Below are 18,529 nucleotides of genomic sequence, written 5' to 3' on the forward strand. Positions count from 1 at the left end.
ATGCCTTCGAAATCAGGCCCGCCGTTGGTTGTTCGGCCGCAGGCGTGGCAATCTGTGGGCGTGGCCCAGATCCCCACGGCGATCACCCCGGCGCAGCCAGCGGACCTGTACCCGGGGGACATCAAGTCTGTGCTGCTCACCGCTGAGCAGATTCAGGCGCGCATCAGCGCGCTCGGCGAGCAGATCGGCAACGACTACCGCGAACCTGCCGAGCAGACCGGCCAAGATCTGCTGCTGATCACCGTGCTCAAGGGCGCCGTGATGTTCGTCACCGATCTGGCCCGCGCGATTCCGCTGCCGACGCAGTTCGAATTCATGGCGGTCAGCTCCTACGGTTCATCGACGTCGTCGTCGGGCGTGGTGCGCATCCTCAAAGATCTGGACCGCGACATCAACGAGCGGGACGTGCTGATCGTCGAGGACGTCGTCGACTCGGGCCTCACCCTGTCGTGGCTGCTGCGCAACCTGAAGAGCCGCCATCCGCGCTCGCTGCGCGTGTGCACGCTGCTGCGCAAGCCCGACGCGGCGCGGGCCAACGCCGAGATCTCCTACGTGGGCTTCGACATTCCCAACGACTTCGTGGTCGGCTACGGCCTGGACTACGACGAGCGCTACCGCGACCTGTCGTACATCGGCACCCTGGATCCGCGGATCTACCAGTAGCTCAATCCAACTCCCACACCGCGGTCACCGAGAAGCTCATCATCTGCTGGCCGGGCTCCAGCGGGACCGCGGCCGCCATGGCCTTCGGCGGCGCGGGCGGCCCGCCGGCGACCAGCCCGGCGCCGGGGGCCTCCGAGATGGACAGCACCCTGCCCAGCCGCAGCCCGGACAGCTGCGCGTACTGGTCGGCCCGGTTCTTCGCGTCATTGAACGCCCGGGCCCGGGCATCCTTGACCAGCTGCGAGTCGTCGGCGATCGAGTAGCTGACCGAACTGATCCGGGTGGCGTCGCCGCCGGTGCCGACGATCAGCGCCAGCATTTTCGACGCGGCGTCGGTCGGGTGGATCTTGACCCGGATGGCGTTGGTGGCGCGGTAGCCGGTGATCGTCGCGGTGCCGTTGGGCTCCGGGTTGCCGTACTGCGGCGACATCGTCACCTCGGTGGTGGCGATGTCCTTGCGGTCCATCCCGGCGCCGACAAGGGCGTTGATGACCGCCTGCTGACGGTCGTTGGTCTGGTTCATCGCGGCCGTGACGTCGGGGGCGGTGAATTCGATCCCGACGTCGGCGGTCAGGGTGTCCGGGACGCCCTGCACCTGCCCGGACCCCAGCACGGTCACCTGGCGCGGATTCGCGCCAGGGGCCGGTGCGGCATTGTGCTTGTCGCACGCCGACACGGTCGCGGCGGCCAAGCAGGCCGCAGCAACCGCAATCGTCCAGCGAGCGAGCCGTTTTGCGTTTCGTGCGATCGCCATGCCTGACCCTAGCCCGCGCGCTCCTCCCGCCAGCCGTCGACCAGCTTGCAGGCATGGACCGTGATACGCGACAGCCAATGTGCAACCATCGCCATGACGATCAGCTGTGGAATCATCACTGCGAGAGGGAGATTCGTGGCCAAGCTCACCCAGATCAACGCCGGAGTCGCCACCGGGGCGATGATCAGGCCCGCCAGCATGCCGAGCACGTGCGGCGCGTTCGTCTGGCTGCAATGGCCGTTCATCGGAATTCACCCAGCCGGATGGGGAGCGCGGTCAGACCGCGCATCAACACGCTGCCTCGATATCGCAGAATGATGTTGTCGTCCAACGAAATGTGACCGAATCGGGCCAGTAGTCGGCCGATCGCGATCTCGCCCTCGAGCCGCGCCAGGGGTGCGCCCAGGCAGTGGTGGATGCCGTGTCCGAACGCGAGGTGCGGATTCGTTGCCCGGGTCACGTCGAGGCGATCGGGGGCGTCGAACTGGCGCCAATCGTGGTTGGCGCCGAGCAGCGCCACCAGCACCAGCTGGCCCGCCGGGATCTCGACGTCGCCGACCCGAACCGGCTCGGTGGTGATCCGCGTGGTCGCGGTGTTGAGCGGGCTCTCGAATCGGAGGAACTCCTCGACCGCGGTCGGCAGCCCCGTCGGATCGGCACGCAGCGCCGCGAGTTGAGCGGGGTTGCGTAGCAACGCGAGAACCCCATTGCCGATGAGATTCACCGTGGTCTCGTATCCGGCCACGATCAGCAGGAACGAGGTCGCCACCAGCTCGCTGTGGGACAGCCGGTCGTCGACGTCGGATGCGTGCACCAAACGCGCTCAGCACATCGTCACCCGGCCGTGCGCGCTTCTTGTCGATCAGCGCGGTCAGCAGATTGACCAAAGCGTCTTGTACGGTGGCCAATTCGGCTGGGTCGGTGCTGGTGAGCATCGGTTGGACGCGCATTTGAAACTCATCACGATCGTCCGGTGCGACGCCCAACAACTCCCCGATGACGCCGAGCGGCAGCTGCACCGCGTACGACTTCATCAGGTCCACCACTTCGCCCGCCGCGGCGGCGACCGCGATGTCGTCGAGCAGCTCGTCGGCGATCGCGACGATGTCGGGTCGCATCTTCTGCACACTGCGAACGGTGAACGCCTTGGCCACGAGTTTGCGCAGCCGGGTGTGGTCCGGCGGATCCTGTTGCAACATATGCTCGTTGAGTAGCGCGGTGTTCGGGCTCTGGATGCCCCACGGGACAAGGTCGGTCAGCCGTCGCCAGTTCTTGCTCAGCCGCGGATCGTTGAGTGCGGCGCGTGCCTCGGCGTAGCGAGTTATCAGCCAGACGTCCGTCCCGCCCCAGATTGTCACGCGATGGGCCGGCCCCTGTGCGCGCAGCTCTCGATACAGTGCGTGTGGATTTTGGATGAATGCTCGGCCCAGCCGCGGCGAGTTCTGCACCGCCACAAGGTCTTCATCGAGCTGCTGTTCGTTGACGCTCATGCCTCGAATACTGCGACGGCCAGCCGCGGCTATCCAGGACGCGTTGTTCCTGGTTGTGCGACACCCAGGATCAGTCGGCGACCAGGCGACGCAGGCCAGCTTCCGAGGGCGAGCCGGGCTCGGCCCAATAGGTGATCAGCGTGTGACCGGTCGCCGGGATCGTCAACTGCTGATAGTTGAGATTCAGCACGCCCACCTGGGGGTGGTTGATTCCCAATTCGCCCGCGACGCTGTGTTTGACGTCGTGGCGCTCCCAGAGCCGACGAAACCGGGGGCTTTGCTCGATCAGGTGGTCGACCAGGCTGACCAGTGCGGGATCGGGACGCTGGCCGTACGTCGCGCGAATCAGCCGGACGGCCCAAGCCGTCGACAGCTTCCAGTCGAGGTACTGGTCCGGTGAGTTCGGATCGAGAAACAGTTCCCGAATGGTGTTGACCCCGACCCGCAGGTGCGGTGACAACGCCTCGGCAAGTCTGTTCGCGACGACCACGGTCATGCCGGGATCGACGATGAACGCGGCAACCCGCCCGAATCCGTCGAGCAGGCCGTCGATGCGGGGATGCAGCTCCCGCAGCGGCGCGATACGCCCGCGGGCCGACTGATGCTGCATGAGGTTTCGCATGTAGGACACGGCGTCGTCGTCCAGGCGCAGCGCCCGGGCGATGGCGTCGAGCACCTGATCCGACGGATGGTCTTCCCGGCCCTGCTCGAGTCGCAGGTAGTAGTCGGTGCTGATGCCGGCGAGTATCGCGACTTCCTCCCGGCGTAGCCCGGCGACCCGGCGCCGGCCGCCCGCGGGCAGGCCGACGTCGGCGGGCTGGACCAGGCTGCGCCGCGCGCGCAGGAACTGTGCCAGGGCGGATCCTCGGGCCAAGTCGGTCATCGGCCTCCGTCCCGCGCATCCCGGACAACCCGCTTCGAGCAGCATATCCAGCTGTTAGCTGGGATCAGAACCCGCGTCCGGTCGGTGCTCAGGGTATTCGATCTCGCCGCACCGGCGAGCAAAGCCGGGGAAACGCGGAGGCGGCTTCGCTGGCAAATTTTCGCGGCTGTCCTAGGAACCACATATTTGTGCCCGCATATCTCCAAATATATTTGATTGCAGCATCTTTCATGCGAAGCGCAAATACTGCGGGAATTCGACCAGCAACATGAACAATCGCCGACTCGCCAGTGAATTGGCCAGTCGGGAGCTGTCAATTGTCGGCGGGGCTCGCCTAACGTGACCAGGCGTCTGATTCAGGGGCCGGGCTCGGTCGCTGAAAGTTGTTCAATGGGAACATTTTTGAGGAGTAGATATGCCATTCCTGATCGCGCAACCGGACATGCTGGATGCGGCTGCCGGTGAGCTGCACGGCATCAACGCCGCGTTGCTGGAGGGAAATTCGGCCGCGGCCATTCCGACGACGGGAGTGGTTCCGGCCGCTGCGGATGCGGTGTCGATATTGACCGCCGACCCGAAGCCGACGTGCTCCCCTTATGGCGTGACGAGAATCTTGCAGTGCCGCTCGGGGTCGGCGAGGTCGTCGAAGGCCGCGCCGACCCCGTCCAGGCCCACCTCTCCGGTGATCATCGGTGCGGCATCGATGTCGCCCTCGGCGAGCGAACGCAGCGACTCGGCGAATTCCTCGAAGGTGTAGGCGAGCACGAATTGCACGTTGATCTCTTTGGCAATCGCAAAGAACGGGTGCACGGCGTCGGCCTCCATGCACACCCCGGCCACCACCAGCCGGGTCCCCGGCCGCGCCCGGCGCAAGACGTCGTCGATGATTCCCGGCACCCCCACCGCCTCGAACACCACCCTGGCTTTCACCGAATCGAACGGCGACCCCTGCGCCGGGTCCAGCACCTGGTGCGCACCCATCGCGGTGGCCAGCTCGCGCCGCTTCGGTGAAAAGTCCGCTGCCGCAATACTTTCGACACCGCGCGCGCGAAGCATCGCGATAATCGCGATTCCGATCGGGCCGCAACCGATTACCAGGGCGGTCTCGCCGCGCTCGATGTTCGACTTGTTGACGGCATGCAAACCCACCGCCAGAGGTTCGGTCAACGCGGCATGCGTGTGGTCGAGGCCGTTGGGGATGGGCATCAGCAGGGGGGCGGACAGCAGCATCCGCTCGGAGTAGCCACCGAGCGTGCTGTTGCTGTAGACGATCGGCTCGGCGCCCTTGGCGGACAACAAGACCGGTAGTGACGTCACCAATGTTCCGGCAGGATGAGTCTCGGTGTCCGGCCCGGCTTCCAGTATCTCGGCGCTGAACTCGTGACCCATGAAGACGTCTCGGGCCAGATCGACCTCGATGCCACCGCCACTACCACCGGCCGCCTGCGCGCTCATCGTCAAGACCTGGTCCCCGTGGGCGGCGAAATGCAGGTCGGAGCCGCAGATTCCGCACGAGCGCACCGCCACCAGCACCTGGCCGGGTCCGGGCACCGGATCCGGCACGTCCTCCCGGTAGACCATCCGGCCATCCCTCAGCACCGAGGCGCGCATCAGTTCGCCCCGCCCTGCTGCTCGCCGACGTGCTCGGTGATGGCCTTCACCACGGCCTCGCCCGCGCGGCCGATCAACTGGTCGCGATGGGTTTTGGCCCATTCGTGCGACGAGCGTGCCGCCTCCAGCTGGCCCTTGAAGTGGGGAATCACTTTGCGGGCCAATAGTTCGTAGCAGTGGTATGTCGCCTGGGGCGGGGCCCAGTCGTGGCCGAGGATCAGCAGCGTCCCGAAACCGCCCGACCGCTCAAGCAGGTCCTCGATGTGGGCGATGGCGTCCTCGGGCGTGCCGATGCAGCAATTACCTGCGGCCGCATAGCTTTCCACGAATTCGTGCGCCGACTGCTCGCCGTCGACGCTGTTGGCCAGCGGCACGAAGCCGGCCGCGCCGAAGTAGTTGGCGAAGTCCTGCAAGCCGTAGGTGCAGTCCTCGATCGCCTGCTCGCGGGTGTCCGCGACGTGCATGATGCTCAGCACCCGCCAGTCGGCGCGGTCCGGTTCCTCGCGGCGGGCCTTGGCCGCCTGCTCGCGCACCACGTCCCAGGTGGTTTCCAGGGCGGCGAACCCGCCGGGAACCGACATCGACAGCGAAAGCAGCGACGTGCCCAGGGTTCCGGCCAGCCGCGGCCCGGACGGGGAAATCATTGCCGCCGTTGAGATCTCCGGATACGGCGAGGTGTAGGGGCGGATGTGCAGCTGCGCGTCGCGCAGGGTGAACCAGTCGGAGTGGCGGTCGATCCGCTCACTGGGCCCGGCGCGGAACAGCGCCAGGATCGCCTCGAGGGACTCCTGCATCATCCGTCGCTGCTCTACCGGATCGATGCCCATCATGTAGGCGTCCGACGGCAGCGCGCCGGGGCCCGTCCCGAACATGACGCGGCCGCGGGTCAGGTGGTCCAGGAGCACCCAGCGGTCGGCCACCATCAGCGGATGGTGATACGGCAGCGAGACCACTCCGGTGCCCAGCCGGATGTGCTTGGTCCGCTCGGCCGCCGCCGCGATGAACACCTCGGGGCAGGCGATCAGTTCGTAGCCACCCGAGTGATGCTCACCGAACCACGCCTCGTCGAACCCCAGCCGGTCCAGGGCGACGACGCGTTCCATGTCGTATTCCAGTGCGACCGTGGGGGATTGGCCCACCGGGTGGAAGGGTGTGATAAAGACCCCGAACTTCATCGCAGCTCCAATCCATTGAGGAAGTCCAGCAACGCCGCATTCACTTCGTCGGGGCGCTCCTGCTGCAGCCAGTGCCCGGCGCCCTCGATCATCACCTGGTGATACGGGCCGGAGATCGCCTCCGCAGCGCGGTCGGTGCGGGTGAAAGACAGCACGGGATCGGCCGTCCCGCCCATGAAAAGGCACGGCACCGAGATCTTCGCGTCGGCGAGTTCGGGGGTGGTCTCCCAGTTGCGGTCGAAGTTGCGATACCAATTCAGGCCGCCGGTGAATCCGGTGCGGGAGAACTCGGCGATGTAGTGGTCGAGCTCGTCCTGGCTTATCCAGTCCGGCGGGCCATCGGGCTCGGGCAGGCGATCGACGAAACCCTCCGGGCCGGGTGCCACCATCCGCAGCCCCGCGGCCTTGTCGTCCGACCGCAGGCCGCCCATCATCCGTCGCATCACCCGGGCCGGATCCGCGTTCAAGTCGGCGTCCGCGACGCCGGGCTCCTGGAAGTACAGGATGTAGAAGAAGTTCTCGCCGAAGGTTTTCCGCCACGCCTGCGTGGGCGCGACCCGGGGGCGCGGCGTCACCGGCACGCTCATCGCGGCGACGGCCGCGACCCGGTCGGGGTGGAGCAGCGGCGCGTTCCACACCACCGCGGCGCCCCAGTCGTGCCCGACCCAGACGGCGCGCTGCGCTCCGACGTCGTCGAGCAGCCCGACGATGTCGCCGGTCAGCTGGTGGATGTCGTAGGCGTCGATCGCGTCCGGGCGAGACGAGCCGCCGTAGCCGCGCTGATCGGGTGCGAGCACGTGATAGCCGGCCTGGGCGAGCGCCGGGATCTGGTGTCGCCACGAGTAGGCCAATTCGGGGAAGCCATGGGCCAGGACCACCACGGGCGCACCGCGGTCACCGGCCTCGACAACGCGCAGTCGCACACCGTTGGTGTCAACTAACCGTTCGGTTGAGGGGGGCACCGTCTCACCAAATCACAACGGCCGCGGGCTGAGAAGGCCTCGGTGCGATTGCGTATGGCCGTTGTCCGGTGCCGGGTTTGGCGGTCTGGAAATATGGCTTGCCGTGAGGCTGGACCACGTCGTCGTGTGGACACGGGATCCGCGGGTGGCCATGGACTTCTACTCGCGGGTGGTCGGGCTCGAGCCCGTCCGGTTCGCCGAGTTCGAGGCAGGCGACGCGCCGTTTCCGAGCGTGCGGGTGAGCGCGGACTCGATCATCGACCTGATGCCGCTCGACATGGCCACCGGGACGACGGCGAGCGTTGCCGACGGCAGCGCCGGCCACCGCCTCAATCACCTCTGCCTGGCGCTGTCGAAGGCCGAGTGCGACGCGCTGGACCAGCGGCTGCAGGCCGAAGGCGTGGCCATCGGCGCCCGGCTCAGCAACAGCTTCGGCGCGCAAGGGTGGGCGCCGAAGGCGTTCTACTTCTCCGATCCGGACGGCAATGTGGTCGAAGCGCGCCACTACGACTGACCGCGGTTTGCCACATCACAGCTGCCCGGGGAACCGAATGGGGAACCGCCGCTCGTTGTCAGGGCAGGATGTTGGCGAGCCGCTGCGCCCGGATCGGCCGGGCTGGCAATCGCCGCTAGGCACGATGGTGGCGACCCGCTGCGCTCCGGCTCGGCCGGAGCTGGCGATCGCCACGGAGGTAACCTGGACTTTTCCAGCTCCGTGTATCGGGAAGGACCTGGCCGACACGGCCGATGATTGATGAACCGAAAAAACGTGATCCGCACCGTCACGGCGATCGCTGTCGTGGTGCTGCTGGGCTGGTCGTTCTTCTATTTCAGCGACGACACCCGCGGCTTCAAGCCCGTCGACACCTCGGTGGCGATGGCGCAGATCAGCGGCGACAACGTCAAGAGCGCGCAGATCGATGATCGTGAGCAGCAACTGCGGTTGACCCTGAAGAAGGGCAACAACGACACCGACAACTCCGACAAGGTCATCACCAAATACCCCAACGGCTACGCCGTCGACCTGTTCAACGCGCTCAACGCCAAGAACGCGAAGGTCGCCACGGTCGTCAACGAGGGCAGCATTCTGGGCGAGCTGCTGGTTTACGTGCTGCCGCTGCTGCTGCTGGTCGGCCTGTTTGTGATGTTCTCGCGCATGCAGGGCGGCGCCCGCATGGGCTTCGGCTTCGGCAAGTCGCGCGCCAAGCAGCTGTCCAAGGACATGCCCAAGACCACCTTCGCCGACGTCGCCGGCGTCGACGAGGCGGTCGAGGAGCTCTACGAGATCAAGGACTTCCTGCAGAACCCCAGCAGGTATCAGGCGCTGGGCGCCAAGATCCCCAAGGGCGTGCTGCTCTACGGCCCGCCGGGCACCGGCAAGACGCTGCTGGCCCGCGCCGTGGCCGGCGAGGCCGGGGTGCCGTTCTTCACGATCTCCGGGTCCGACTTCGTCGAGATGTTCGTCGGCGTCGGCGCCTCGCGGGTCCGCGACCTGTTCGAGCAGGCCAAGCAGAACAGCCCGTGCATCATCTTCGTCGACGAGATCGACGCGGTGGGCCGTCAGCGCGGCGCCGGGCTGGGCGGCGGCCACGACGAGCGCGAACAGACGCTGAACCAGCTGCTGGTCGAGATGGACGGCTTCGGTGACCGCGCCGGGGTCATCCTGATCGCCGCGACCAACCGGCCCGACATCCTGGACCCGGCGTTGCTGCGGCCCGGCCGTTTCGACCGCCAGATCCCGGTGTCCAACCCCGACCTGGCCGGCCGTCGCGCGGTATTGCGTGTGCACTCCAAGGGCAAGCCGATCGCCGAAGAGGCCGACCTGGACGGGCTGGCCAAGCGGACCGTCGGCATGACCGGCGCCGACCTGGCCAACGTCATCAACGAGGCCGCGCTGCTGACCGCCCGCGAGAACGGCACCGTCATCACCAGCCCCGCCCTCGAGGAGGCGGTGGATCGGGTGATCGGTGGCCCGCGCCGCAAGGGCCGGATCATCAGCGAGCACGAGAAGAAGATCACCGCCTACCACGAGGGCGGGCACACCCTGGCAGCGTGGGCGATGCCCGACATCGACCCGGTGTACAAGGTGACGATCCTGGCCCGCGGCCGTACCGGCGGGCACGCCGTCGCGGTGCCCGAGGAGGACAAGGGCCTGCGGACCCGCTCGGAGATGGTCGCCCAGCTGGTGTTCGCGATGGGTGGCCGGGCCGCCGAGGAATTGGTGTTCCGCGAGCCGACGACCGGCGCGGTGTCCGACATCGAGCAGGCCACCAAGATCGCGCGCGCGATGGTCACTGAGTACGGCATGAGTTCCAAGCTGGGTGCGGTCAAATACGGCACCGAACACGGGGACCCGTTCCTGGGCCGGTCGATGGGCACTCAGTCGGATTACTCCCACGAGGTGGCCCGCGACATCGACGACGAGGTTCGCAAGCTCATCGAGGCCGCGCACACCGAGGCGTGGGAGATCCTCACCGAATACCGCGACGTGCTGGACATCTTGGCCGGTGAGCTGCTGGAAAAGGAAACCCTGCACCGGGCCGAGCTGCGGGCCATCTTCTCCGGTGTCGAAAAGCGGCCTCGCATAACGGTGTTCGACGATTTCGGCGGCCGCATTCCGTCGGACAAGCCGCCCATCAAGACGCCGGGCGAACTGGCCATCGAGCGCGGCGAGCCGTGGCCGCCGCCGGTCGCCGAGCCCGCCTTCAAGGCCGCCATCGCGGCGGCCAGCCAGGCGGCCGAGGCCGCGCGCGCCGAGGCCGACCGAAACGCCAACGGCGGCAACGGCTCTCACGCTGGAGATCGTCAGGGTGCCGGCCGGCCGACCCAGCCCGATTACGGGGCCCCCGCGGGCTGGCAGGCGCCGGGATGGCCGCCCTCCCAACAGCAGCCGGGCCAATGGCACCCGCCCCCGCAGCAGCAACCTCATTGGCCGCAGCCGGCGCCGAGTTACCCCGGCCCGCAGGGCCGCCAGGGTCCGCTGAATCATCAAGGCCACCAAGGTCAACAGGGTCAGCACGGCTACCCGGGCCAGGGGCAGCCCCCCTACCCGCCGTATCCGCCGTACCCCCCGCCGGGTCAGCCCAGCCCGGATGCCGGAAAATCCCCTGAACAGCCGAATGACGACGTGAGCCGGTCCAATCCACCGGCCCACGGCTGACGAACGGAGGATTCGATGGCGCTGCCGGTAACCCCCAGCCCGGTTGGCCGCATACGTACTTTCGACCAGCAACGCGCCGAGGACGCGGTCCNGCTGAATCATCAAGGCCACCAAGGTCAACAGGGTCAGCACGGCTACCCGGGCCAGGGGCAGCCCCCCTACCCGCCGTATCCGCCGTACCCCCCGCCGGGTCAGCCCAGCCCGGATGCCGGAAAATCCCCTGAACAGCCGAATGACGACGTGAGCCGGTCCAATCCACCGGCCCACGGCTGACGAACGGAGGATTCGATGGCGCTGCCGGTAACCCCCAGCCCGGTTGGCCGCATACGTACTTTCGACCAGCAACGCGCCGAGGACGCGGTCCGCGAGTTGCTGCATGCGATCGGCGAAGACCCCAACCGAGATGGCCTGCGCGACACCCCGGCTCGCGTCGCCCGCGCCTACCGCGAGATGTTCGCCGGGCTCTACACCGATCCCGACACCGTCTTGAACACCATGTTCGACGAGGACCACGACGAGATGGTGATCGTCAAGGAAATCCCGCTGTACTCCACCTGCGAGCACCACCTGGTGTCGTTCCACGGCGTGGCACACGTCGGTTACATCCCCGGCAAGGACGGCCGGGTCACCGGCCTGTCGAAGATCGCCCGGCTGGTGGACCTCTACGCCAAGCGCCCGCAGGTGCAGGAGCGACTCACCAGCCAGATCGCCGACGCCCTGGTGAACAAGCTCGACCCGCGCGGGGTGATCGTGGTGGTCGAGGCCGAGCACCTGTGCATGGCCATGCGTGGCGTCCGCAAGCCCGGCGCCGTCACCACGACGTCGGCGGTGCGCGGCCAGTTCAAAACCAGTGCCGCTTCTCGAGCCGAAGCGCTCGACCTCATTTTGCGTAGGTGAGTTCGCCGACGGTGCAGGTAATGGGCGTCCTGAACGTCACCGACGACTCGTTCTCGGATGGCGGCCGGTACCTGGACGCCGACAGCGCGGTCGCGCACGGTCTGGCGATGGCCGCCGCGGGCGCGGGCATCGTCGACGTCGGCGGGGAGTCGACGCGGCCCGGCGCCGAACGGATCGATCCCGACGCCGAAGCGGCGCGCGTGGTACCGGTCGTCAAAGAACTTGTCGCGCAAGGACTTACCGTAAGCATTGACACCATGCACGCCGACGTCGCGCGAGCGGCGCTGCACAGTGGCGCGCGGATCGTCAACGACGTCTCCGGCGGACGGGCCGATCCGGCGATGGCGCGGCTGGTGGCAGAAGCCGGCGTGCCCTGGGTGCTGATGCATTGGCGGTCGGTGTCGTCGGAACATCCGCACCGGGCCCCGCAGTATCGCGACGTGGTCGCCGAGGTACGCACCGAACTGCTGGCAGGGGTCGACGACGCGGTTGCCGCAGGTGTCGATCCGGCGAACCTGATCATCGATCCCGGTCTGGGATTTGCCAAGACGGGACAACACAATTGGGCGCTGCTGCACGCGCTGCCCGAGCTGGTCGCGACCGGCGTCCCGGTGCTGCTGGGCGCCTCGCGCAAAAGGTTCCTCGGTACGTTGTTGGCGGGGCCGGACGGATCGCCGCGGCCGCCCGACGGGCGCGAGACCGCGACGGCGGTGATCTCCGCGCTGGCCGCGTTGGCCGGGGTGTGGGGGGTGCGGGTGCACGACGTGCAGGCCTCGGTCGACGCGCTCAAGGTCGTCGACGCCTGGACGGATAGCGAAAAGGTTGGGTGCGATGGCTGATCGAATCGAGTTGCGCGGCTTGACCGTTCACGGCCGGCACGGCGTCTTCGACTACGAGCGGGCCACGGGGCAGGACTTCGTCGTCGACATCGTCGTGTGGATCGACCTGGAGCAGGCCGCCGCCAGCGACGACCTGATCCACACCTACGACTACGGGGCGCTGGCCCAGCGGGCGGCCGACATCGTCGCCGGGCCGCCGCGGAACCTGATCGAGACGGTCGGCACCGAGATCGCCGACTACGTGATGGACGATGCGCGCGTGCATGCCGTCGAGGTGACGGTGCACAAGCCGCACGCCCCGATTCCGCACCAGTTCGACGACGTGGCCGTGGTGGTTCGGCGCTCGCGGCGTGGCGGTCGGGGTTCGGTCATCCCGGCGAGCGGGGTGTAATGACGCGCGTCGTCCTATCCATCGGTTCCAATCTCGGTGACCGGCTGGCGCGGCTGCAGTCGGTCATCGACGGGCTCGGCGAGGCGATCCGCGCGGTGTCGCCCGTGTACGAAACCGATCCGTGGGGCGGCGTCGAGCAGGCGCCGTTCCTCAACGCGGTGCTGATCGCCGAGGACCCCGGCTGCGACGGGCAGGGGTGGCTGCGCCGGGCGCAGGGGTTCGAACAGGCCGCGGGCCGGGTCCGGGGCGAACGCTGGGGACCGCGCAGCCTCGACGTCGACCTGATCGCCTGTTACGGCGAGACAGAGGTCATCTCCCGCGAGAACAACCTCACCCTGCCGCATCCGCTGGCGCATCTGCGGGCGTTCGTCATGGTGCCGTGGCTGGCCGTCGACCCGGACGCCCGCTTGACGGTCGCCGAGGGCCCGCAGCCCGTCGCCGGGCTGCTTACCCAGCTGGACCCGGCCGACCGGCACAGCGTCCGGTTGTCTCCCCTGACGCTCGAGCGCCGCTGATGGGGCCGACCCGCAAGCGCGACCTGACCGGCGCGGTGGTCGGCGCCGCGTTCCTGAGCTACCTGGTGGTCCTGCAGTTGTTTCGGTGGTTCCCGCCCATAACGGTGTGGACCGGCCTGTCGCTGCTGGGGGTCGCCATCGCCGAGGCGCTGTGGGCGCGCCACATCCGCGCCAAGATCAACGACGGCGAGATCGGCGACGGGCCCGGCTGGGTGCACCCGCTGGCGGTGGCGCGCAGCCTCGTGATCGCCAAGGCGTCGGCCTGGGTGGGCGCGCTGGTGCTGGGCTGGTGGGCCGGGGTGCTGGTGTACTTCCTGCCGCGCCGGCCCTGGCTGCGGGCGGCCGCGGAGGACACCACGGGAACGGTGGTGGCCGCGGTGAGCGCGCTGGCGTTGGTGGTTGCCGCGCTGTGGCTGCAGCACTGCTGCAAGTCGCCGCCGGATCCGACCGAGCGCGGCGAGGGAGCCGAAACCTAGCCCGCAGGTCACAGTCAGATAAACCCAGGTGGGAAACGCCGAAGCAGGGCGACACGCGGACGGACTACTCGCAGGTACAGTCAGGCCATGACCGTTCTGTCCCGCGGCGCCCGGGTCCGGCGCGGCGGCCGCAGACCGGGGTGGGTGCTCCTGACGGCGTTGCTGGTCCTCGCCATCGGAGCCAGTTCAGCGCTTGTTTTCACCAACCGCGTGGAACTCCTCAAGCTCGCTGTGATCCTGGCGCTGTGGGCCGCCTTCGCCGGTGCGTTCGTGTCGGTGATCTACCGGCGGCAAAGCGACGCCGACCAGTCCCGGGTGCGCGACCTGAAGCTGGTCTACGACCTGCAGCTGGACCGCGAGATCTCGGCCCGCCGCGAGTACGAACTGACCGTGGAATCCCAGTTGCGCCGCGAGCTGGCCACCGAGCTGCAGGCGCAGGCCGCCGACGACGTCGCCACGCTGCGCGCGGAACTGGCGGCGCTGCGGACCAGCCTGGAAATCCTGTTCGACACCGACCTCGAGCACCGCCCGGCGCTGGGCGCGATGGAGACCGAGACGCCGCCCGGCCGCGCCTACAGCGACTGGGACCGCAGCGGCGACAACACCCCCGTCGACTGGGTGTCCAGCGACCGGGTGACGTCGGTCCGCGAGGAGGAGTCGCCCGCGCACGCCGAGGCCGGCGCCGACGACTCCGGGATCATCGACGTGCCCGAGGAACCGCTGCTGCCGCCCCGCCAGCGGGACCGGCCCCGATACGAGTACGACCCGGCGGCCCAGTACGAAGCGCCGCAAGACGCGCCGCACGCGCCCCCGCAGCCGGCACCGCAAATGCCGCCGCAGATGGCGCCCCAACCGGAGCCCGAGCCGCGCTACGAGCCCCGCCACCACACGCCGCCACCGCCCCAGCCTGAGCCGCAGCCTGGGCCGCAGGGTTGGCAGCCCATCGGCCCTTCCGGCCAGTGGTTGCCGCCGGGAATGGTCGGCAGCAACTGGGCCGGCGACGACACGCCCACTCCACCGCCCCCGTCGTCGGGCCGGCGCCGCCGGTACCGGGATTCCGTGCCCGACGAGCCCGCGGCCGAGGGTGCCCCGCAGGGCGAATCCGCGGAATCAGACCCGTCACAGCAGTACGGCGATCCTGGCCGGCGCGCGCGCTCGCGCCATTCGGCCGAGTTCCGGGACTACGGCGTGCGCAACTTCGTCCCGGTGGAGGGCGCCGAGGTGCCGCCGCCGTTCCCGCACGCGCCCGCCGCCGCACCGTCAGCCGGCCCGCCGCCGCACCATTTGCCGCCGCCGGTCGCCGACGGCCCGCCGCCACCCCGGTTGGCCCCTCGCGCCCCGGCACCGCGGCGCCGACGGCACACTCGACGAGCCGGATGACTCGGAAGAAAGCCCCCGCAGCGGCGGTCAGTCGGTCGCCGACCTGATGGCCCGCCTGCAGGTGCAGCCGTCCGGGGGCGGCAGGCGTCGTCGCCGCGAGGACTGAGTTGGGAGCTTCCTCACATTGGGAGCCGCCCCGCGATCGACTACAGTTCTAGTGACCGAACGGTACCCACGGAGTGGGACCGGAACGAAGAAAAGACACAGGTGAGGTCGTCTGCGATGGTGCAGCTCGACGGTTTGCGCCCGGCGCGGCTCAAGGTGGGAATCATCTCGGCCGGCAGGGTGGGCACCGCGCTGGGTGTAGCGCTGGAACGTGCCGATCACGTGGTGGTGGCGTGCAGCGCCATCTCGCATGCGTCCCGGCAACGGGCTGAGCGTCGGCTGCCCGACACCCCGGTGGTCACGCCGCCGGAGGTGGCGGCCGACGCCGAACTGTTGCTGCTCGCCGTTCCCGACAGTGAACTGGCCGGATTGGTGTCCGGGCTGGCCGCGACCGGGGCGGTGCGGCCCGGGACGATCGTCGTGCACACGTCCGGCGCCAACGGCGTCGGCATCCTCGAGCCGCTGGCCCAGGACGGCTGCATAGCCCTGGCGATTCACCCCGCGATGACGTTCACCGGGTCCGACGAGGACATCAGCCGGCTGTCGGACGCCTGCTTCGGGATCACCGCGGCCGACGAGGTCGGCTACGCGATCGGGCAGTCGCTGGTGCTGGAGATGGGCGGGGAGCCGTTCAGCGTGGCCGAGGATGCCCGCATCCTCTACCACGCCGCGCTGGCCCACGCCGGCAACCACATCGTCGCGGTGCTTGCCGACGCGCTCGACGCGCTGCGGGCAGCGCTGCGCGGAAACGTGGGGGCACCTCCCGCTTGCGGGGGACTGCTCGGCCAGCAGCTCGTCGACGATCAGCCCGGTGGCATCGCCGAGCGGGTCATCGGGCCGCTGGCCCGCGCGGCGCTGGAGAACACCCTGCAGCGCGGCCAGGCCGCGCTCACCGGCCCCGTCGCCCGCGGCGACGCCGCCGCCGTCGCCGCGCATCTGGCCGCGCTCACCAGCGTCGACCCGCAGCTGGGCGAGGCGTATCGGGTGAACGCCCTGCGTACCGCCCAGCGCGCCCACGCCCCGCGGGAAGTGGTCGAGGTGCTGGCCGGATGAATTCGCCGCAGCCCCGCCCGCCCGCCTTCAACCCCGGCGAGCTGAACCTCTACTCCACGCCGCGCGACGTCACCGCCGTCAGCCGCGCTCTGCGCGCCACCGGCCGGCGCGTGATGCTGGTGCCCACCATGGGGGCGCTGCACGCCGGGCACCTGTCCCTGGTGCGCGCCGCCAAGCGGGTGCCCGGAGCGGTCGTCGGCGTCTCGATCTTCGTCAACCCCTTGCAGTTCGGCGCCGGAGAAGACCTGGACGCCTATCCCCGGACGCTGGACGACGACGTGGCGCTGCTGCGCGGTGAGGGTGTCGAGATCGTCTTCGCGCCGACCGCGGCGCAGATGTATCCGGACGGCCTGCGCACCACCGTCGCGCCCGGGCCGCTGGCCGCCGAGCTCGAAGGAAGCGTTCGCCCAACGCATTTCGCCGGTGTGCTGACCGTGGTGCTCAAGCTGCTGCAGATCGTGCGCCCCGACCGGGTGTTCTTCGGCGAGAAGGATTATCAGCAGCTGGTGATGATCCGGCAGATGGTCGCCGACCTGAACCTCGATGTCGCGGTGGTCGGTGTTCCGACCGTCCGCGAATTCGACGGGCTGGCAATGTCGTCGCGCAACCGTTACCTGGATGCCACGCAACGCGAACTGGCCGTGACGCTTTCGGCGGCGCTGACGGCAGGGGCGCACGCCGCACACCACGGCGCGGCGGCCGCGCTGGACGGCGCCCGGGCCGTGCTCGACGCGGTGCCCGCGATCGAGGTCGACTACCTGGAGCTGCGTGACTCGGATCTCGGTCCGCTGCAGCCCAACCGCGCCGGACGCCTGCTCATCGCCGCCCGGCTGGGCAGCACCCGACTGTTGGACAACGTCGCGATCGAAGTGGAAGCCACGCCGGCACCGTTAGGGCCGGACACACATGAATCACGTTGGAGGCAATGATGTTACGGACCATGCTCAGGGCGAAGATCCACCGCGCCACCGTCACGCAGGCCGACCTGCATTACGTCGGCTCGGTGACCATCGACGCCGACCTGATGGACGCCGCCGACCTGCTGGAGGGCGAGCAGGTGACCATCGTCGACATCGACAACGGTGCGCGGCTGGTCACCTACGCGATCACCGGTGAGCGGGGTAGCGGTGTGATCGGAATCAACGGTGCCGCAGCGCATCTCGTCCACCCCGGCGACCTGGTGATCCTGATCGCCTACGGGGCCATGGACGAGGGGGAGGCGCGGGCTTACCAGCCGCGGGTCGTCTTCGTCGACGCCGACAACAAGGTGATGGACCTGGGGAACGATCCCGCACACGTGCCCGACGACGCCGCCGAGCTGTTGGACCCGAGAGTGGCGCGGTAGACGTGCTGCTGGCGATCGACGTCCGCAACACGCACACCGTCGTAGGCCTGCTATCCGGCGCCAAGGAGCAGGCAAAGGTTGTGCAGCAGTGGCGGATTCGCACCGAATCCGAGATCACCGCGGACGAATTGGCGCTCACCATCGACGGCCTGATCGGCGATGACTCCGAGCAACTCACCGGCGCCGCCGGGCTGTCCACCGTCCCTTCGGTGCTGCACGAGGTGCGGGTCATGCTCGACCAGTACTGGCCGTCGGTGCCACACGTGCTGATCGAGCCCGGGGTGCGGACCGGTATCCCGCTGCTGGTCGACAATCCCAAGCAGGTGGGCGCCGACCGAATCGTCAACTGTCTGGCGGCGTTCCACAAGTTCGGTAAGCCCGCCATCGTCGTCGACTTCGGCTCGTCGATCTGCGTGGACCTGGTGTCGGCCAAGGGTGAGTTTCTCGGCGGCGCCATCGCGCCCGGGGTGCAGGTCTCGTCGGACGCCGCCGCGGCGCGCTCTGCCGCGCTGCTGCACGTGGAATTGTCCCGCCCCCGTTCGGTCGTGGGCAAGAACACCGTCGAGTGCATGCAGGCGGGCGCGGTGTTCGGCTTCGCCGGGCTGGTCGACGGCCTGGTCGCCCGCATCCGCGAGGACGTGGACGGCTTCGCCGGCGACGACGTGGTGGTGGTCACCACCGGGCATTCCGCGGCGCTGCTGCTGCCGGAACTGCGCACCGAAAACCACTACGACAAGGACCTGACCCTGCTCGGGCTGCGATTGGTCTTCGACCGCAACCGAGAGGTCCAGCGCGGCCGGCTGAAGACGGCGCGCTAGCCCGCACGCCCG

20 protein-coding genes and 2 pseudogenes are annotated in these 18,529 nt (G+C 68.7%); 15 read left to right on the top strand and 7 right to left on the bottom strand.

Translation table 11 applies throughout. From position 1 onward, the window contains the following. A complete protein-coding gene (hpt, locus tag MRAB57_RS10135; RefSeq protein ID WP_108637921.1) occupies positions 1–663 on the top strand; it encodes a hypoxanthine phosphoribosyltransferase in 663 nt (220 codons plus the stop codon). A gap of 1 nt (position 664) precedes the next feature. Here hpt and MRAB57_RS10140 read toward each other — a convergent pair whose 3' ends face one another. From MRAB57_RS10140 to MRAB57_RS29140, 3 genes are read right to left on the bottom strand one after another with little or no spacing between them, the layout of a single operon-like run. Beyond that, positions 665–1,417 carry an SIMPL domain-containing protein gene (locus MRAB57_RS10140; protein WP_077087443.1) on the bottom strand — a complete coding sequence of 251 codons (753 nt, stop codon included), beginning with the start codon at positions 1,415–1,417 and terminating at the stop codon, positions 665–667. Between the two features lie 8 nt (positions 1,418–1,425). Further along, entirely contained in the window at positions 1,426–1,662 is a 237-nt protein-coding gene (locus tag MRAB57_RS10145) for a hypothetical protein (protein ID WP_077087444.1), read from the bottom strand. Then, positions 1,659–2,231 carry a cytochrome P450 gene (locus tag MRAB57_RS29140; protein WP_245835891.1) on the bottom strand — a complete coding sequence of 191 codons (573 nt, stop codon included), beginning with the start codon at positions 2,229–2,231 and terminating at the stop codon, positions 1,659–1,661. The genes MRAB57_RS10145 and MRAB57_RS29140 overlap by 4 nt, the downstream gene beginning before the upstream one ends. A 124-nt stretch (positions 2,232–2,355) precedes the next feature. On the opposite strand from MRAB57_RS29140, the gene MRAB57_RS29145 reads away from it, so the two are divergent. Beyond that, positions 2,356–2,631 (top strand): hypothetical protein, encoded by a 276-nt coding sequence (locus MRAB57_RS29145; protein ID WP_245835892.1) that lies wholly within the window; start codon positions 2,356–2,358, stop codon positions 2,629–2,631. 346 nt (positions 2,632–2,977) lie between these two features. On the opposite strand, the gene MRAB57_RS10155 is transcribed toward MRAB57_RS29145, so the two are convergent. Continuing rightward, the gene (locus MRAB57_RS10155) at positions 2,978–3,790 is read right to left on the bottom strand and encodes a helix-turn-helix transcriptional regulator (RefSeq protein WP_077087445.1); all 813 of its coding nucleotides are present in this window, start codon (positions 3,788–3,790) and stop codon (positions 2,978–2,980) included. 415 nt (positions 3,791–4,205) lie between these two features. Between MRAB57_RS10155 and MRAB57_RS10160 the strand changes: the two are divergent. After that, a pseudogene (locus MRAB57_RS10160) lies at positions 4,206–4,361 on the top strand (PE family protein); the annotation flags it as partial. Positions 4,362–4,384: 23 nt separating this feature from the next. Here the strand turns inward: MRAB57_RS10160 and MRAB57_RS10165 are convergent. From MRAB57_RS10165 to MRAB57_RS10175, 3 genes are read right to left on the bottom strand one after another with little or no spacing between them, the layout of a single operon-like run. Continuing rightward, positions 4,385–5,401: a zinc-binding dehydrogenase gene (locus tag MRAB57_RS10165; protein WP_077087446.1), complete on the bottom strand. Its 1,017-nt coding sequence runs from the start codon at positions 5,399–5,401 to the stop codon at positions 4,385–4,387. Continuing rightward, the gene (locus tag MRAB57_RS10170) at positions 5,401–6,576 is read right to left on the bottom strand and encodes an LLM class flavin-dependent oxidoreductase (protein ID WP_425436738.1); all 1,176 of its coding nucleotides are present in this window, start codon (positions 6,574–6,576) and stop codon (positions 5,401–5,403) included. Before MRAB57_RS10170 ends, MRAB57_RS10165 begins: the two co-directional genes overlap by 1 nt. Beyond that, positions 6,573–7,538, bottom strand: coding sequence for an alpha/beta fold hydrolase (locus MRAB57_RS10175; protein WP_108637922.1), 966 nt, complete (start codon positions 7,536–7,538; stop codon positions 6,573–6,575). The genes MRAB57_RS10170 and MRAB57_RS10175 overlap by 4 nt, the downstream gene beginning before the upstream one ends. 103 nt (positions 7,539–7,641) lie before the next feature. Between MRAB57_RS10175 and MRAB57_RS10180 the strand changes: the two genes are divergently transcribed. The 12 genes and pseudogenes from MRAB57_RS10180 (at position 7,642) to MRAB57_RS10240 (ending at position 18,517) form a co-directional block, all read left to right on the top strand. Then, positions 7,642–8,052, top strand: coding sequence for a VOC family protein (locus tag MRAB57_RS10180; protein ID WP_077087448.1), 411 nt, complete (start codon positions 7,642–7,644; stop codon positions 8,050–8,052). 240 nt (positions 8,053–8,292) lie between these two features. Then, positions 8,293–10,698 carry an ATP-dependent zinc metalloprotease FtsH gene (ftsH, locus tag MRAB57_RS10190; RefSeq protein WP_077087449.1) on the top strand — a complete coding sequence of 802 codons (2,406 nt, stop codon included), beginning with the start codon at positions 8,293–8,295 and terminating at the stop codon, positions 10,696–10,698. A gap of 288 nt (positions 10,699–10,986) precedes the next feature. Continuing rightward, the gene (gene folE / locus MRAB57_RS10195) at positions 10,987–11,595 is read left to right on the top strand and encodes a GTP cyclohydrolase I FolE (RefSeq protein ID WP_077087450.1); all 609 of its coding nucleotides are present in this window, start codon (positions 10,987–10,989) and stop codon (positions 11,593–11,595) included. Further along, the gene (folP, locus tag MRAB57_RS10200) at positions 11,592–12,434 is read left to right on the top strand and encodes a dihydropteroate synthase (protein WP_108637923.1); all 843 of its coding nucleotides are present in this window, start codon (positions 11,592–11,594) and stop codon (positions 12,432–12,434) included. Before folE ends, folP begins: the two co-directional genes overlap by 4 nt. Beyond that, on the top strand, positions 12,427–12,825 hold the full coding sequence (gene folB, locus MRAB57_RS10205) for a dihydroneopterin aldolase (protein WP_077087452.1): 399 nt from the start codon (positions 12,427–12,429) through the stop codon (positions 12,823–12,825). Before folP ends, folB begins: the two co-directional genes overlap by 8 nt. Next, the gene (gene folK / locus MRAB57_RS10210) at positions 12,825–13,340 is read left to right on the top strand and encodes a 2-amino-4-hydroxy-6-hydroxymethyldihydropteridine diphosphokinase (protein WP_077087453.1); all 516 of its coding nucleotides are present in this window, start codon (positions 12,825–12,827) and stop codon (positions 13,338–13,340) included. Before folB ends, folK begins: the two co-directional genes overlap by 1 nt. Then, positions 13,340–13,816 carry a DUF3180 domain-containing protein gene (locus tag MRAB57_RS10215; RefSeq protein WP_077087454.1) on the top strand — a complete coding sequence of 159 codons (477 nt, stop codon included), beginning with the start codon at positions 13,340–13,342 and terminating at the stop codon, positions 13,814–13,816. The genes folK and MRAB57_RS10215 overlap by 1 nt, the downstream gene beginning before the upstream one ends. 87 nt (positions 13,817–13,903) lie before the next feature. Next, a pseudogene (locus tag MRAB57_RS10220) lies at positions 13,904–15,302 on the top strand (DUF6779 domain-containing protein). 116 nt (positions 15,303–15,418) lie between these two features. Further along, positions 15,419–16,354, top strand: coding sequence for a Rossmann-like and DUF2520 domain-containing protein (locus MRAB57_RS10225; RefSeq protein ID WP_077087455.1), 936 nt, complete (start codon positions 15,419–15,421; stop codon positions 16,352–16,354). Further along, on the top strand, positions 16,351–17,283 hold the full coding sequence (gene panC / locus MRAB57_RS10230; protein WP_077087456.1) for a pantoate--beta-alanine ligase: 933 nt from the start codon (positions 16,351–16,353) through the stop codon (positions 17,281–17,283). Before MRAB57_RS10225 ends, panC begins: the two co-directional genes overlap by 4 nt. Continuing rightward, positions 17,283–17,699: an aspartate 1-decarboxylase gene (gene panD / locus MRAB57_RS10235; protein WP_077090524.1), complete on the top strand. Its 417-nt coding sequence runs from the start codon at positions 17,283–17,285 to the stop codon at positions 17,697–17,699. The genes panC and panD overlap by 1 nt, the downstream gene beginning before the upstream one ends. Positions 17,700–17,701: 2 nt before the next feature. Then, positions 17,702–18,517 carry a type III pantothenate kinase gene (locus tag MRAB57_RS10240; protein WP_077087457.1) on the top strand — a complete coding sequence of 272 codons (816 nt, stop codon included), beginning with the start codon at positions 17,702–17,704 and terminating at the stop codon, positions 18,515–18,517. The last annotated feature ends 12 nt before the right edge of the window (positions 18,518–18,529 follow it).

The organism is Mycobacterium rhizamassiliense, assembly GCF_900157375.1.
Taxonomy (GTDB): Bacteria; Actinomycetota; Actinomycetes; order Mycobacteriales; family Mycobacteriaceae; genus Mycobacterium; species Mycobacterium rhizamassiliense.